Below are 15,706 nucleotides of genomic sequence, written 5' to 3' on the forward strand. Positions count from 1 at the left end.
CCGACCGCTCATGCCTTGCCTCCGGCTGCGCGCGACGTGCGCGAGGCGTGACCCGTGCGATCGCCGCGCGAATCCGAGGCCGGCAGATCGAGCCCGGCTTCGAGATGTTGCGCGTGTTCGTCGTACGCTTCGACGATGCGCGCGACCAGCGGGTGACGCACCACGTCCACGCTGGTGAAGCGCGTCATGGCGATGCCGCGAACGTTCTTCAGGATCACCTGCGCTTCCATCAGGCCGCTCTTTTGACCGCGCGGCAGGTCGACCTGCGTGGTATCGCCGGTCACCACGGCTTTGCTGCCGAAACCGATACGCGTGAGGAACATCTTCATCTGCTCGGGCGTGGTGTTCTGCGCCTCGTCGAGAATGATGAACGCGTGATTGAGCGTACGGCCGCGCATGTAAGCCAGCGGCGCGATCTCGATCATCTGCTTCTCGAAATACTTCTGCGTCTTGTCGAAGCCGAGCAGGTCATACAGCGCGTCGTACAGCGGGCGCAGATACGGATCGACCTTCTGTGCCAGATCGCCGGGCAGGAAGCCCAGGCGCTCGCCCGCTTCCACGGCCGGGCGCGTGAGCACGATGCGCTTGACGGCGTCGCGCTCCAGGGCGTCGACGGCGCAGGCCACGGCGAGATACGTCTTGCCGGTACCGGCCGGGCCGATACCGAACGTCACGTCGTGCGACAGGATCTGCTTGAGGTAATCGCGCTGGGCGGGCGTGCGGCCGTGCAGGTCGCTGCGACGCGTGTGCAGCACCGGCGAGCCGTCTTCCGTCTCACCAGCGGCGAACGGGTTGTCGTCGCCATGGCGCACGCTCGGCGCGAGGCCCTGACGCGTTTCCACGAGGCCGAGCTGAATGTCGTCGACGGAGAGCGCTTCGGTTGCGCGGTTGTAGAAACTCTCGAGCGCCTGCGTGGCGACGGCGGCACTCTTGCCGCGAATGGAGAAACGATGGCCGCGACGGGTGATCGAGACGTCGAGCGCCTGTTCGATCTGACGCAGATTCTCGTCGAGCGGGCCGCAGAGATTGGCCAGACGGCGATTGTCGTCGCGCGGAGCGGTGAATTCTTGGACGGGTGCTTTCAAGATGATCCGGTCGTTTGCCTGTTCAGGTCGTTCGATGGCTTGGCGGTGACGGGGGCAGCGATGCCACCTGTGGCTTGTGGTGCTCGATACGCCCCGCCGGTCCCATATTCAATGCGTGACGACCAGTTCGCCGCGCAGCGAGTGCGGATAGGCGAAGGTGATCACGACGTCGGTCATCTGGCCGATCAAGCCCGCGCGTTGTGCCTCGGGCGCCGGGAAGTTGACCACGCGGTTGTTTTCGGTGCGGCCTTGCAGCTCGTTCGGGTCTTTGCGCGAAACGCCTTCGACCAGAATACGCTGACGCGAGCCGACCATGCGCTGGCTGATGCGTGCCGCGTTCTCTTCGATCACGGCCTGCAAGTGCTGCAGACGGCGCAGCTTCACTTCGCGCGGCGTATCGTCTTGCAGGTTCGCGGCGGGCGTGCCGGGGCGCGGGCTGTAGATGAACGAGAAGCTGGTGTCGTAGCCGATGTCGTGGATCATCGCCATGAGCTTGTCGAAATCCTCTTCCGTCTCGCCGGGGAAGCCGACGATGAAGTCCGACGACATCGACATGTCCGGACGCACCTGACGCAGGCGACGGATGATCGACTTGTACTCCAGCACCGTGTAACCGCGCTTCATGGCCGAGAGCACACGGTCCGCGCCGTGCTGCACGGGCAGATGCAGATGGCTCACGAGCTTGGGCACCTTGGCGTAGGTGTCGATCAGACGCTGCGTGAATTCCTTCGGGTGGCTGGTCGTGTAGCGAATGCGCTCGATACCCGGCACTTCGGCCACGTATTCGATGAGCAGCGCGAAGTCGGCGATCTCGCCGTCGGCCATCAGACCGCGATAGGCGTTCACGTTCTGGCCCAGCAGCGTGATTTCACGCACGCCCTGTTCGGCCAGTCCGGCAATCTCGGTGAGCACGTCTTCGAACGGACGCGAGACTTCATCGCCGCGCGTGTAAGGCACCACGCAGTAGCTGCAATACTTCGAGCAACCTTCCATGATCGAGACGAACGCCGTGGCGCCTTCGACCTTGGCCGGCGGCAGGTGGTCGAACTTTTCGATTTCGGGGAAGGAGATGTCGACCTGCGAGCGGCCGGTCGAGCGGCGCGCTTCGAGCATCTGCGGCAGACGGTGCAGCGTTTGCGGGCCGAACACCACGTCCACGTAAGGGGCGCGTTGCACGATGGCCGCGCCTTCCTGACTGGCGACGCAGCCGCCGACGCCGATCACCAGATCCGGCTTGATTTCCTTGAGGGCGCGCATGCGGCCCAGATCCGAGAACACCTTTTCCTGCGCCTTTTCGCGCACGGAGCAGGTGTTGAACAGGATGACGTCGGCGTCTTCGGGGGTGTCGGTCTTTTCGAGGCCTTCAGCCGCGCCGAGCACGTCCGCCATCTTGTCGGAGTCGTACTCGTTCATCTGACAGCCGAACGTCTTGATGTAAATCTTTTTTGCCATGGAGTGTGCGCCGTTCGCAGTGGTTGACCTGGGGGCGTCGGTAATAATGAAATTCGAGCGAAATTCAAACGCAACCAAACGCAAAAGCCGGCATAGCCGGCCTGTCCGGACCTCCGTCGTGGGGCCGGTGTGTGGTGCACGCATTATACCGCGTGCACCGAAGGGGAGCGGGGGAGGGCGCGCCCGTCAGGGCTCAGCGGTTGTCCTTCATCGCCGTGGCGAGCGCCCGGATGTTGTACTGGAACAACTGGAGGTAGGTCGTCGCTTCCGGATTCTTCGACAGGGCGTCGGAGTACAGCTTGCCGTCGACCGTCACCTTGGCGTCGTGCGCAATGCGTTCGACCAGCCGCGGATTGGAGATGTTCTCCATGAATACCGCCTTGATGCCCGTCTTGCGGATCACGCGGATCAGGTTGGCGACGTCGCGGGCGCTGGCTTCGCTTTCCGTCGACACGCCTTCCGGGGCGAGGAACTTGATCTCGAAGGCCATGCCGAGGTAGCCGAAGGCATCGTGCGAAGTCAGCACCACACGGCGTGACGGCGGAATCGGCGCCAGTTGCTTCTTGGCCCAGGCGATCACCTCGTCGAGCGCGACACGGTAGTTTTGGGCGCGCGCGGCATAGTAGGTCGCGCCGGCCGGATCGGCTTGCGAGAGGGCGGCCGCGATGTTGTCCACCATGGTCTTCACGCGCTCGGGATCCTGAAACATGTGCGGATCCGTGATCGTCTTGCCGTCGTCGACCATCGTGCGGGGCTTGAGGCCCTTCGTGACCGTGACGAGCTGGCCGGTATAGTGGCTCGACTTCATCAGACGGGGCAGCCAGCCTTCGAAACCCAGGCCGTTCACGAAGAACAGCTTGGTGCCGGCAAGCTTGGCGACGTCCGCCGGGGTCGGCTCGTAGGTGTGGGTGTCCTGATCCGGGCCGACGAGTGTGGTGACGTCGATCCGGTCGCCGCCGACGGCTTTGACGATGTCCGACAGAATGCTGAAGCTCACGCCGACCGGCAGGCGCGTGTCCTGCGCCCGTGCCGGGCCGGCGAATGCCAGGGTCAGCGCGAACAGGGTGGCGAAGAGGCCTGCGCCGAACCACGATTTGCTACGGAGACTGCTGCTAACGCCGCTGGTGCGGCGGGTGCCGCTAAAGCGTTTGGCGCCCTTACCCAATCCAAACATGTTTCCCTCTCTCAAAGCGCCGGCGCTTTGGCAGTACTTGCACCGCCCGGCGAAACAAGCAGCGCGCCCAGATAGGCGACACCTGCCGTCAATACGATGGCCGGCCCGGATGGGCAAGCCAGGTAATACGAAATCAGCAGCCCGATCACGCTCGACGCGCTGGCCACCAGCCACGCGCTCAGCAACATGCCGGGCAGGGTTCGGGAGATGAGGCGGGCCGTGGCGGCCGGCAACATCATCAGCCCCACGGCCATGAGCGTGCCCATCGCCTGAAAGCCCGCAACGAGGTTCATTACCGTCAGCACCGTGAAGCCGAGGTGATAGCGCATCACGCCGCGCCCGTTGCTCTGGCCGAGGAAGGTCGGGTCGGCGCTGTCGAGCACGAGCCCGCGATAGTGCCAACCGAACCAGAGCAGCGTCACGGTCGTGATGGCGGCCACCAATATGAGTGACGGGTCGTCGACCGCCAGCACCGAACCGAACAGCAGGTTCATCAGATCGACGCTGTTGCCCCATTTGGAGACGATCACCACGCCGCCCGCGAGCGCCAGCAGGTAGAAGCCGGCGAACGACGCCCCTTCGTCCAGCCGTGTGCGACGGCTCGACAGCCCCGCGAGCAGTGCGACGAGCAGACCCGCCACCATGCCGCCACCGGCCATCCACGGCAGCGACAGACCGCCGATCAGATAGCCCACGGCGGCACCAGGCAACACGGCGTGCGAGAGCGAGTCGCCCATCAGGCTCATGCGGCGCAGCAGCAAAAACACGCCCACGGGCGTGCAACCGAGCGACAGCGCCAGACTCCCGACGAGGGCGTGCCGCATGAAGTCGAATTCCGCGAACGGTCCGACGATGAGGTTCAGCAAGGCGCTCACCGACGACCTCCCGGTGCAGAGAGGTTGGCGGACGCCGCCGGGCGCGCCTGCGCCCCTTGATTTGCAGCGAACGCGGTGTAACCGCCCGCGCCCGACAATCCGACGTGCGTGCCACCGCTGGTACCGCTGGCCGCGTCGGCCGACGGAAATCCGGCGTGCAGGCAGTCGGCCGGCGCGCCCGAGGCGACCAGCCGACCGGCCATCACGGCGACGTGCGCGAAACGCTCCAGCACGAGCGGCAGATCGTGGAGGACGGTCACGACGGTGCGTCCCTCGTTGCGCCATTGGTCCAGCAGGGCCAGCAACAGTTCCGCCGAGGGCACGTCGATGCCGGTGAGGGGTTCGTCCAGCAAAACGATCGGCGCGTCTTCCACGATCAGGCGCGCGAAGCGGGCACGCTGCCATTGCCCGCCGGACAAGGCTTCGAGCGCCTGCGCCCGCTTGTCGGCGAGGCCGACGCGGGCCAGTGCGTCCAGCGCACGCTCGAACTCGTCGCGTCCCAGGCGACGGGCGTCGCCGGTGCGGCGCCATGTGCCCGTCAGCACATATTCTTCTACGCACATCGGGAACCGATGGTCCGTTTCGGGCCGCTGCGACAGGTAGGCCACGGGGCCATCGCTGACGACGCTGCCGCGGGACGCCTTTTGCAGCCCCGCAAGCGCGCGCAGCAGGGTGGTCTTGCCGCCGCCGTTCGGGCCGACGACGGCCGAGAGCACGCCGGGCGCGAAGGTGGCGCTCACGCCTGTGAGCGCGACGTTCGGGCCGAACTGGACGGAGAGATCCTGGCAGCCGATCACGAGGCGACCCCTCTCAGCGCCCAGAAAACGAGCGCCCAAAGGGGGATGAGCACGAGCAGCGTAAGTGCCGTGCGCTCCCAGCCAGCGAGACGGTAGAGCCAAACGGAGAAGCGAATCATGGATAAGGGGATGGGCGAGGCCCGGACACAGTCTGCAACTGTGTATCAAATAGGACGCAAATGCAACAAAGTTGCATTATTGCATGAAACCGTCCGGGGCATGCGGACGCCCGTCGGCGGCGTTGCGGGACGCGCGCGAGGGCATCGCGGGCAGGATCACATCACGTTACATATCCGCGCAGCAGATTTCGGCGAACCGGCGTAACATGGTTTCAAACTCGGTCGTCTGGCACGTTGTTCGCTTCATTCCAGAGATCGGCGATTTGCAAGGAGGAGGTGAGCCCGCTCAGACATCCATCCGCTTTTGACTTTCCGCTTGCGACGAACATGCCGTTGCAGATGCATTGGCGCATGTCGATCGCACGACCGTCGCGACTTCGCGCAGCCGCGACGCTTCGACAGGAAAGCAGGCCTCTCGCGCCCACGTCTTCGGCTTCGTCGACGTCGATGGGCCACCCACTTTTTTTCCCGAAAGCATTGCACGTCAATCATCGTGTCGTAGTAAGAAATTCTATCGAATAAATAGGATTCCTTAATAAGTGACGAAGGTGCGCGATCATGATCGAATGCAGACAAACCCGAGTGCGCAATGCGTGGGTGAAGACGCGAAAAGTCGCTCGAATTTTGACCTATCCGGCGTGACGTGCGCAATGCGTAGAGGTCGTGGAAACCCTTGCTGCATGCGGGTTATCGAGAATGCTTAGCGCTGCGGAAAATATCTAGCGACAGTTTTTTTGTTTGTGCATATGATGAGTTAACGGTTGCAATTTTCAGTGACAAGTTTAAAGTCAACCTAAACCGATTTTGAGTCGTTCATGTGAGGGAGGGGACAGTGCGAAAGGTTTCGCGTAAGTCGCTCCGGCATGCAGTGAGCCAGGTCGAAACCATTGCGCAGTCATCCGGGTCTTAGGCAACAGAGCGGGCATCGCATCGCGATGTTTTCCGATGAAGCGGGGGGTGAGGCATATGGATATTTTCAGCCACTACACGACACGTTTCGAAGCACGCAGGGAAGAGGAATACAGCATCCAGGAATATCTGGAGATCTGTAAGAAGGACTCGACTGCGTATGCGACGGCAGCCGAGCGCATGTTGCGCGCCATCGGTGAGCCGGAGCTGATCGATACGCATCACGACCCGCGACTCTCGCGGCTGTTCTCCAACAAGATCATCAAGATCTATCCTGCCTTCCGTGACTTCTACGGCATGGAAGACACGATCGAGCAAATCGTCTCGTTCTTCAAACACGCGGCGCAAGGGCTCGAAGAACGCAAACAGATTCTGTATCTGCTCGGGCCCCCGGGCGGCGGCAAGTCGTCGCTGGCCGAGAAGCTCAAGGTATTGATGGAAGACGTCCCCATCTATTGCCTGAAGGGATCGCCAGTGCACGAGTCGCCTCTGGGCCTGTTCTCCTCAGAGGAAGACGGCAAGATTCTGGAAGAGGACTTCGGCATTCCGCTGCGATATCTCAATACGATTCCGTCGCCGTGGGCCACCAAGCGTCTTAACGAATTCAACGGCGACATCACGAAGTTCCGTGTGGTGAAGGTGCGCCCGTCGGTGCTCCAGCAGATCGCGATTGCCAAGACCGAACCGGGGGACGAAAACAACCAGGACATCTCGTCGCTGGTCGGCAAGGTCGACATCCGCAAGCTCGAGGAGTACCCGCAGGACGATCCGGACGCCTATTCCTACTCAGGCGGTTTGTGCCTGGCCAACCGTGGCCTGCTCGAATTCGTCGAAATGTTCAAGGCGCCGATCAAGGTGCTTCACCCGTTGCTGACTGCGACACAGGAAGGCAACTACAAGGGTACGGAAGGGTTCGGTGCGATTCCGTTCGACGGTATCGTGCTCGCCCACTCGAACGAAGCGGAATGGCAGAGCTTCAAGGGCAACCGCAACAACGAGGCTTTCCTCGATCGTATCTACATCGTGAAGGTGCCGTACTGCCTGCGCGTGACCGACGAGGTGAAGATCTACGAGAAGCTGGTGAAAAACAGTTCGCTCGCCAACGCCCCGCGCGCGCCGAACGTGCTCAAGATGCTCGCCCAGTTCGCGGTGCTCACTCGCCTGAAAGAGCCCGAGAATTCCAACATCTTCTCCAAGGTGCGTGTCTACGACGGTGAAAACCTCAAGGACATCGATCCCAAGGCCAAGTCGTATCAGGAGTATCGCGACTACGCCGGGGTGGACGAAGGGATGACGGGCATGTCCACGCGTTTCGCCTTCAAGGTGCTCTCGAAGGTCTTCAACTTCGATAACACCGAAGTCGCGGCCAACCCGGTGCACATGCTGTATGTGCTCGAACAGCAAATCGAGCGCGAGCAGTATGCGGGCGAAGTCGAGAAGCGCTATCTCTCCTACATCAAGGAGTACCTGACCGCGCCGTTCGTGGAGTTCATCGGCAAGGAGATTCAGACCGCTTATCTGGAATCGTATTCCGAGTACGGTCAGAACATCTTCGATCGCTATGTGAACTTTGCGGACCTGTGGATTCAGGATCAGGAATATCGCGACCCGAACACCGGGGAAATTCTCGACCGCACCGCGCTCAACGACGAACTGGAGAAAGTCGAAAAGCCGGCCGGGATCACCAACCCGAAGGACTTCCGCAACGAGATCGTCAACTTCGTACTGCGCGCACGCGCCAACAACGCGGGCAAGAATCCGCTCTGGACGAGTTACGAGAAGCTGCGGGCAGTCATCGAGAAGCGCATGTTCTCGACCACCGAGGATCTGCTGCCGGTGATTTCGTTCAATGCGAAGTCGTCCAAGGAGGATCAGGAAAAGCACGCCAACTTCGTCAACCGTATGGTGGAAAAGGGCTATACCCCGAAGCAGGTTCGCCTGCTTGTGGAATGGTATCTGCGCGTGCGCAAATCCTCGTAGCAACCAATCGGGGCCACTATGTCAGCAATCATCGACAGACGGCAAAACGGCAAGAACAAAAGCGCCATCAACCAGCAGCGCTTTATCAAACGCTACCGCGATCAGATTCGCCGCGCGGTAGCGAAGGCGGTGTCTGGGCGCAAGATCACCGATATCGATGGCAGCGGACAGGTCTCGATCCCGGTCAAGGACATTTCGGAACCGTTGTTCCACCACGGGCCCGGCGGGCGACGGGAGATGGTGCATCCCGGCAATCGCGAGTTCGTGGTGGGCGACAACTTCGAGCGTCCGCCATCGGGCGCAGGGGGCGGCGGCAGCCGCGCCAGCGACTCGGGAGAGGGCGAGGACGATTTCGTCTTCAATCTCTCGCGCGAGGAGTTCCTGAAATTCTTCTTCGAGGACATGGCGCTGCCGGACCTCGCGAAACGCCGGCTCGCGCAAATTCCGGAGTTCCGCAAGGTCCGTGCGGGCTATTCCATCGACGGCACGCCGTCGAACCTCAACGTCATTCGCACGATGCGCAGCTCGCTGGGCCGCCGCATCGCGCTTACCGCCCCGTATCGCAAGCAGTTGCGCGAGCTTGAGGCCGAGTACGCGGACATCGTCTCGCGCGAGGGCGACACGTCGCCCCGCGCTCTGGCGCTGGCCCACGAGATTACGCATCTGCGCACGCGGGTCGAGGCGATCCCGTACATCGAAAAGCTCGATCTGCGGTATTCGAACCGGATCATGCAGCCGCGTCCGCAAGCGCAGGCCGTCATGTTCTGCCTGATGGACGTCTCGGGCTCCATGGATCAGAGCCGCAAGGATCTGGCCAAGCGCTTCTTCATGCTGCTCTATCTGTTCCTGCGGCATAACTACGAGCGCATCGATCTGGTGCTCATCCGTCACCACACCACGGCCAAGGAAGTCAACGAAGACGACTTCTTCTACGCGCGGGAGTCGGGCGGCACGGTGGTCTCCAGCGCGCTCAAGCTGATGAACGAGATCATTGCGGACCGGTACTCGCCGAGCGACTGGAACATCTATGGCGCGCAGGTTTCCGACGGCGACAACTGGGACGGGGATTCGCCCATCTGCCGCGACATTCTGATGCAGTCGATCATGCCGGCCGTGCAGTACTTCGCCTACGTGGAGGTGGCGAGCGCGGAGCCGCAGAACCTGTGGAACGAATACCTGTCGGTCAAGCAGCAGCACCCGAATTTCGCGATGCAACGCATCATGGAAGCCGCTGAAATCTATCCGGTGCTGCACGACCTGTTCAAGAAGAAGGCGGCCTGAAAGCCGTCCCGCCGGTACTACAACGAGGACGCATCATGGCGTATATCTCCACCGGATCGGAATGGACGTTCGAACTGATTCAGCGATACGAGCATGAGATCGCGCGTATCGCGTCGAACTTCAAGCTCGACACGTATCCGAATCAAATCGAGATCATCACCGCCGAGCAGATGCTCGACGCCTACGCGACCGTCGGTCTGCCCATCGGCTATCACCACTGGTCGTACGGCAAGCACTTCCTGTCGTCCGAGCGCGGATACAAGCGCGGGCAGATGGGGCTCGCGTACGAGATCGTCATCAACTCGAATCCCTGCATCGCGTATCTGATGGAGGAGAACAGCATGACCATGCAGGCGCTGACCATCGCGCATGCCAGCTACGGTCATAACTCGTTCTTCAAGGGCAATTACCTTTTCCGCACGTGGACCAGTGCCGACGCCATCGTCGACTACCTGCTGTTCGCGCGCAACTACATTACCGAGTGCGAGCAACGCTACGGCGAGCAGTCCGTGGAGCTGCTGCTCGATTCCTGCCATGCGCTGATGAACTACGGCGTGGATCGCTACAAGCGACCCAAGCGGTTGTCGCTCGCGCAGGAACAGGCCCGGCAGAAGGAGCGCGAGAACTATTTGCAGATGCAGATCAACGATCTGTGGCGCACGCTGCCGAATCACGCGCTGCACGACGACGATGAAGATGACGGCCTCGATCCGACCGATTCCGACGAGCCGCCATTCCCGGGCGAACCGCAGGAGAACCTGCTGTACTTCTTCGAGAAGAACGCCCCGAAGCTCGCGCCGTGGCAGCGCGAGATCGTGCGCATCGTGCGCAAGCTCGCCCAATACTTCTATCCGCAGCGTCAGACGAAGGTCATGAACGAAGGCTGGGCGACGTTCTGGCACTACACGATTCTCCAGCAGCTCTACAAGGAGAAGCTCGTCAATGACGCCTTCATGATGGAGTTCCTGCACGCGCATACGAACGTGGTCTATCAACCGTCGTTCGATAGTCCGTACTACAGCGGTCTGAATCCGTATGCGCTGGGCTTCGCGATGTTCCAGGACATTCGCCGCATGTGCGAGGAACCGACGGAAGAGGATCGTCAATGGGCGCCGGATATCGCGGGCTCGGACTGGCTGAAGACGCTCGACTTTGCGATGCGCAACTTCAAGGACGAGAGCTTCATTCAGCAGTTCCTCTCGCCCAAGGTCATTCGCGACCTCAAGCTGTTCTCGGTTCTCGATGACGATCGCGACAGCCGGCTGCGCGTGACCGCCATCCACAACGATACCGGCTATCGCGAGATTCGCGAGATGCTCGCGCAGCAGTACAACCTCAGTCAGCTCGAACCGAACATTCAGGTCGCGCACGTCGATCTGCATGGGGACCGGTCGCTCACGCTGCGTCACGTGCAGAGCGAGCGCAAGCCACTGGACGACAGCTTCGAGGAGGTGCTCAAGCACGTGGCGCGTTTGTGGGGATTCACGGTGCGGCTGGAGACTGTCTTTGAGGACGGTCGCAACGAGATGACGCACGAGACCAAGGTCGAGAAGCGGCGGCGCTATGCGCTGAGTGCCTGACGCTCGAATGATGTCGTTGCGAGACAAGGGATGAAGATACCGTTCGTCGCCCTCGATCACGTGGTGCTGCGCACGGCCGACGTCGCCCGGCTCCAGCATTTCTACATCGACGTGCTCGGCTGCACGCTGGAGAAGGTGCAGGCCGATCTCGGGCTGGTGCAACTGCGGGCGGGCGATTCGCTGATCGACCTGGTGGATGTGGCCGGAACCATCGGTCGTCAGGGCGGTGCGGCGCCCGGTCCCGAAGGGCGTAATCTCGATCACTTCTGCTTGCGGGTCGAACCGTTCGACGACGACGCCATGCGCAAGGGGCTGGCATCTCACGGTGTGACGTTGGGCGAGGCGGTGCAGCGCTACGGCGCGCACGGCGAAGGGCCGTCGTGCTATCTCAATGACCCGGACGGCAATACCGTCGAGCTGAAAGGCCCGCCGTCTTCATCACGCTGAACCCTACGCGGCCATCTGCCCCAGCACGCTCTGGTCGCGCCCCTTGTGCTTCGCCTGATACAGCGCCTTGTCTGCACGGTCGAGCATGGCGCTGATGACGAGCGGCTCGCCCGGCTGCCATGACGCAATTCCCACACTGATCGTGATCGCCTCACCTTCGTCGCGCGCCGCTTGCGGCAGAAGATCGGAGCTCGCGCGTTTGACCGATTCGCGAATCCGGTCGGCCACGCGCAACGCCGCATGCTGATCGATTTCCGGCAGCACGACGGCGAACTCCTCGCCACCGAGACGCACGGCAAAGTCGCTCGGCAACCGGATGCAATGCTGGATCGTGGTGGCAATGCGCTGGAGCACGGCGTCGCCGAACGGATGACCGTAGCGGTCGTTCACCTGCTTGAAATAGTCGATGTCGATGAGCAGCACCGACAGCGGAATCGCGCGCTGCTGCACGCGCTCGGCCACAAGGCGGATGCGGTTGTCGAAGTAGCGGCGGTTATAGATGTGCGTGAGCGGATCGATGAACACCTTCTCGACCAGATCGGTGTTGGTGAGTGCGAGCGACTGGTACTGCCGCGTGATTTCCCAGACGAGTGCGAGCGTCGCGACACCGGGCGACGCCAGCGCAAGCAGCCGCGCCGCGTACCACTGATATGACGCTTCGCTCGGGGCGGTGAGCGAGAGCAGCAACTGACACAGCGAGATCGTGACGACGACCCACACGAGCAGGAACAGCTTGTGAGACAAACGCGTGACCGCTGCAATGCGCCACCACAGCGCAACGTAAGCGACGAACAGCGCGCCCAGCGCTAGCGTCTCGATGTCGACGCCCCCCGCGAGGTGCGGTGTGACGAGCGTGCGTCCTGCGCCGACGAGCGAGAGCGACACCGTCACCCAGATGATGAGCACGGTAGCGCCATAGCGTGCGGCTTCCGAATAGCCGGGACGTGTGTGCGGGTCCATGCGCGTGCGCGAATAACTGCGCACGCTCAGCATCACGTATGCCGCGAAGCTGGCCTCGGCCACCAGCCATAGCCAGAAGGGTGCGCGCGTGATGTGCGTCGAGATGCCGGCGAGCTGATTCGCGAGCAGCACCCCTTCGGTGAACATGAAGAGTCCGCGTAGCAAAAACGCACAGCCGAACTGCGCGAAGTAACGCTTACCGTTGTAGAGATACTGAACGCCGAGCAGGCACGCCGTCGATAGATTGAGAATGCCGCCTGCGGAGACGAGAAAGAAGGTGAGCAACGGATTCACTGCACCTTCGAAGGCGCGTGCAAGGAATCCTGCGAGCGTGAGCGCGGCGCACGCGGCCAAAATGGTGGTCGCGGCAACGCGATTGCCCTGTTCGGTACGGCTGATGGTACTTTTCATAGTTGTTATTCGCCATTCAACGACCTCGTGCCCGCGCACGATCGCTTTCATACCGTTCAATCATCGCGCCCGCAGATCGCCGCAAGGTCATGGCCTCGCGTTACGCTCGCGTTTCCCCGATTTTGCGCTAAATGATTGAAAACTAAGATAAACCTCCGAGAATACACGAGTTTTTCCGGGTTGGCATCCGTTTCCGGAGAAGGACTCTAATTTCCTTTTCGACGCTAGAAAACATGCGGATTCCGGCCCGCTGACGCACCGGATTTGCACCGGTTTGGGGCGGGGAAAATGCACGAACGGCGTCCCGGAAAATAAATCGATGCGGCACACCGATCCGCAGTGCGAAACACCGAAATGCAAGATTTCGGGACATCGCGATTCGGTCGGCCGATGCGCAATCACTGACGGCTGCAACGCCAGCGATGACGGGCGATTCCAGCGCGCGCAATTAATTAGTCATCCTATTGATATGAAGAATGTTGCGTGTAATTACGTGTAAATACACCGGATTCTTCACTAAAAACGTGCTACGGGTTGGCATCGACGCACTATCTGTACTAGAATAAAAAAAGCCAATCGCTGCGGTTGGCCCATAGAAACAAAAGCGTTGCCGGTGTTCCTCGTTGCGCCGGCGTCCTTACCATCACGCAATGAGTTTGTGCAGTAAAACTTTCGCGCGCTTTCAATAAGCGTGCACCGAGAGGCCCAGGCGCCCACGGCGTCGAAAGCTCGTCTCTCATGTCGCATTCCGCGACGCCTTGTTCGTCACCGTCGTCTTCCACAGACCTTCGGATCGAACACATCACAATTCGCAAGGCAGCTAACAGTTGTCATGCTTGATTGACCGCGTTGTCACGCGGGGCGATGGCTATTGCTATTGCCTCGCGCGCAGCGCTGCCAACCCATTCAAAGGGAGCATGAACGTGGCGAAGCAGTATCGCATTCTCTATCTGGCCGGCTTCGGACTGCTCGGTGTCGCCGCCGCAGTCACCGGTCTGGTGTATTGGCTGGGCGTTGATTCGCTCGTCAAATACCGGGGCGACCTGGTGTACTACACCCAACAGCATCTCAAGCTGGTGGCAGTTTCGATGACATTGGCCATTCTGGTCGGCGTGCCTGCGGGCGTACTGATCTCGCGTCCGATGTTCGAGAAGCACGCCGAGCGCGCGGTGCAAGTGTTCAACATCGGTAATACGCTGCCCTCGCTCGCCGTGCTGGCGCTGTCGATGGCAGTGCTCGGCATCGGCGACCGCCCGGCCATTCTGGCGCTGTGGCTTGCATCGCTGCTGCCGATCGTGCGCAACGCCTACGAAGGCTTGCGTCAGGTGCCGCCCGCGCTGCGGGAGTCGGCACGCGGCATGGGCATGACGCCGGCGCAGGTGCTGTTTCGCGTCGACCTGCCCAACGCCATGCCGGTCATCGTCGGCGGTATTCGTACAGCGCTCGCGATCAACGTCGGCACGGCGCCGCTCGCGTTTCTGATCGGCGCGGACAGTCTGGGGCAGTTGATCTTCCCCGGCATCTATCTCAACGATCCGACCAAGCTGCTGCTCGGGGCCGGTGGCACGGCGCTGCTCGCGCTCGTGCTCGACGGCATCGTCGCCGTCGCGAGCGGCCTCTGGTTCGCGCGTCACGGCGCCGCCGCGCGCTAAGACTTCAGGAGATCCACACGTATGCAAGTTTCATTTTCTCGCTTCGTTGCGTCCTGCGCACGCCTGCTGAGTGCCATGGCGCTCGCGCTGGGCATGATGGCGACGAGCGTCTCAGCACAGGCCGCCACGCTCACCATCGGCGGCAAGAACTTCACCGAACAACTGATCCTCTCCGAGATGACGGCGCAGTACCTGCGCAGCAAAGGGTATGACGTCGAACTCAAGAACGGGCTGGGCAGCGTGGTGATGCGCCAGGGCATGGAGAGCAATCAGCTCGATGTCGTCTGGGAGTACACGGGCACTTCGCTCATCGTCTACAACAAGGTCACGGAGAAGCTCGACCCGCAGCAGACCTATGACCGCGTGAAGGAACTCGACGGCAAAGTCGGCCTCGTCTGGCTGAATCCCGCCGCGTTGAACAACACGTACGCGTTCGCCATGCCGGGCAAGATCGCGCGTGAAGAGGGCATCGAGACGGTGTCGCAACTCATCGAGAAATTCCGCACGCAGCCCAAGATGCAGTTCGCGTTCGACATGGAGTTCGTCGGTCGTTCGGACGGTCTCGACCCGATGGAACAGCTCTACGACTTCCACCTTGAGCGCAGCAACATCAAGCAGATGGATCCGGGCCTCGTCTACACGGCGCTGCGCAACGAGCAGATCGATGCCGGTCTCGTCTACACGAGCGACGGCCGTAACAAGGGCTTCGATCTGAAGGTGCTGGCCGACGACAAGGGCTTTTTCCCGGCCTATGCGGCGACGCCTGTCGTTCGCAAGGAAGTCCTCGACGCCAACCCGAAACTCGCCGATGAACTCAACGCGCTGTCCGCGAAGATCAACGACGACAACATGCGTGACATGAACGCGAAGGTCGATATCGATCATCGCGCGGTGTCGCGCGTGGCAAGCGACTTCCTCAAGCAGGAAGGACTGGTGCAGTGACGGCGCGCGTTCGCTGTCGCACCCTGTTACTGATTGAGGAGT

Annotated in this window: 12 protein-coding genes; 6 read left to right on the forward strand and 6 right to left on the reverse strand. The window is 61.6% G+C overall.

Annotated elements, in window-relative coordinates:
- Positions 1-8: 8 nt before the first annotated feature.
- The 5 genes from A9762_RS29190 to A9762_RS13135 all read right to left on the reverse strand — a co-directional run bounded on the left by A9762_RS29190 (position 9) and on the right by A9762_RS13135 (position 5,383).
- Positions 9-1,085, reverse strand: coding sequence for a PhoH family protein (locus A9762_RS29190; protein ID WP_069342462.1), 1,077 nt, complete (start codon positions 1,083-1,085; stop codon positions 9-11).
- A 108-nt stretch (positions 1,086-1,193) separates the two neighbouring features.
- Positions 1,194-2,537: a tRNA (N6-isopentenyl adenosine(37)-C2)-methylthiotransferase MiaB gene (gene miaB, locus A9762_RS13120; RefSeq protein WP_069342463.1), complete on the reverse strand. Its 1,344-nt coding sequence runs from the start codon at positions 2,535-2,537 to the stop codon at positions 1,194-1,196.
- Positions 2,538-2,730: 193 nt separating this feature from the next.
- Entirely contained in the window at positions 2,731-3,711 is a 981-nt protein-coding gene (locus tag A9762_RS13125) for a metal ABC transporter solute-binding protein, Zn/Mn family (RefSeq protein WP_083253894.1), read from the reverse strand.
- Positions 3,712-3,722: 11 nt separating this feature from the next.
- Positions 3,723-4,586, reverse strand: coding sequence for a metal ABC transporter permease (locus tag A9762_RS13130; protein ID WP_069342464.1), 864 nt, complete (start codon positions 4,584-4,586; stop codon positions 3,723-3,725).
- Positions 4,583-5,383 carry a metal ABC transporter ATP-binding protein gene (locus A9762_RS13135; protein WP_069342465.1) on the reverse strand — a complete coding sequence of 267 codons (801 nt, stop codon included), beginning with the start codon at positions 5,381-5,383 and terminating at the stop codon, positions 4,583-4,585. Before A9762_RS13135 ends, A9762_RS13130 begins: the two co-directional genes overlap by 4 nt.
- Positions 5,384-6,468: 1,085 nt before the next feature.
- On the opposite strand from A9762_RS13135, the gene A9762_RS13140 reads away from it, so the two are divergent.
- From A9762_RS13140 to A9762_RS13155, 4 genes are read left to right on the forward strand one after another with little or no spacing between them, the layout of a single operon-like run.
- Positions 6,469-8,391, forward strand: a complete 1,923-nt coding sequence (locus tag A9762_RS13140) for a PrkA family serine protein kinase (RefSeq protein ID WP_069342466.1) — start codon at positions 6,469-6,471, stop codon at positions 8,389-8,391.
- Positions 8,392-8,409: 18 nt separating this feature from the next.
- Entirely contained in the window at positions 8,410-9,672 is a 1,263-nt protein-coding gene (locus A9762_RS13145) for a YeaH/YhbH family protein (protein ID WP_069342467.1), read from the forward strand.
- 35 nt (positions 9,673-9,707) lie between these two features.
- Complete coding sequence (locus A9762_RS13150) at positions 9,708-11,252, forward strand: SpoVR family protein (protein WP_069342468.1); 1,545 nt, start codon at positions 9,708-9,710, stop codon at positions 11,250-11,252.
- A gap of 30 nt (positions 11,253-11,282) precedes the next feature.
- Positions 11,283-11,699, forward strand: a complete 417-nt coding sequence (locus A9762_RS13155) for a VOC family protein (RefSeq protein WP_069342469.1) — start codon at positions 11,283-11,285, stop codon at positions 11,697-11,699.
- Between the two features lie 3 nt (positions 11,700-11,702).
- On the opposite strand, the gene A9762_RS13160 is transcribed toward A9762_RS13155, so the two are convergent.
- Complete coding sequence (locus A9762_RS13160; RefSeq protein ID WP_069342470.1) at positions 11,703-13,070, reverse strand: diguanylate cyclase; 1,368 nt, start codon at positions 13,068-13,070, stop codon at positions 11,703-11,705.
- A 917-nt stretch (positions 13,071-13,987) separates the two neighbouring features.
- Between A9762_RS13160 and A9762_RS13165 the strand changes: the two genes are divergently transcribed.
- Positions 13,988-14,722: an ABC transporter permease gene (locus tag A9762_RS13165; protein ID WP_069342471.1), complete on the forward strand. Its 735-nt coding sequence runs from the start codon at positions 13,988-13,990 to the stop codon at positions 14,720-14,722.
- A gap of 21 nt (positions 14,723-14,743) precedes the next feature.
- Positions 14,744-15,664 carry a glycine betaine ABC transporter substrate-binding protein gene (locus A9762_RS13170; RefSeq protein ID WP_069342472.1) on the forward strand — a complete coding sequence of 307 codons (921 nt, stop codon included), beginning with the start codon at positions 14,744-14,746 and terminating at the stop codon, positions 15,662-15,664.
- Positions 15,665-15,706: the final 42 nt, after the last annotated feature.

Source organism: Pandoraea sp. ISTKB (assembly GCF_001721285.1).
GTDB lineage: Bacteria > Pseudomonadota > Gammaproteobacteria > Burkholderiales > Burkholderiaceae > Pandoraea > Pandoraea capi.

What these genes read in the sequence shown, in the direction of transcription:
- miaB (WP_069342463.1), bottom strand. Translation starts at nt 2,537, where the DNA reads ATGGCAAAAAAGATTTACATCAAGACGTTCGGCTGTCAGATGAACGAG.
- A9762_RS13125 (WP_083253894.1), bottom strand. Translation starts at nt 3,711, where the DNA reads ATGTTTGGATTGGGTAAGGGCGCCAAACGCTTTAGCGGCACCCGCCGC.
- A9762_RS13140 (WP_069342466.1), top strand. Translation starts at nt 6,469, where the DNA reads ATGGATATTTTCAGCCACTACACGACACGTTTCGAAGCACGCAGGGAA.
- A9762_RS13145 (WP_069342467.1), top strand. Translation starts at nt 8,410, where the DNA reads ATGTCAGCAATCATCGACAGACGGCAAAACGGCAAGAACAAAAGCGCC.
- A9762_RS13150 (WP_069342468.1), top strand. Translation starts at nt 9,708, where the DNA reads ATGGCGTATATCTCCACCGGATCGGAATGGACGTTCGAACTGATTCAG.
- A9762_RS13155 (WP_069342469.1), top strand. Translation starts at nt 11,283, where the DNA reads ATGAAGATACCGTTCGTCGCCCTCGATCACGTGGTGCTGCGCACGGCC.
- A9762_RS13160 (WP_069342470.1), bottom strand. Translation starts at nt 13,070, where the DNA reads ATGAAAAGTACCATCAGCCGTACCGAACAGGGCAATCGCGTTGCCGCG.
- A9762_RS13165 (WP_069342471.1), top strand. Translation starts at nt 13,988, where the DNA reads ATGAACGTGGCGAAGCAGTATCGCATTCTCTATCTGGCCGGCTTCGGA.
- A9762_RS13170 (WP_069342472.1), top strand. Translation starts at nt 14,744, where the DNA reads ATGCAAGTTTCATTTTCTCGCTTCGTTGCGTCCTGCGCACGCCTGCTG.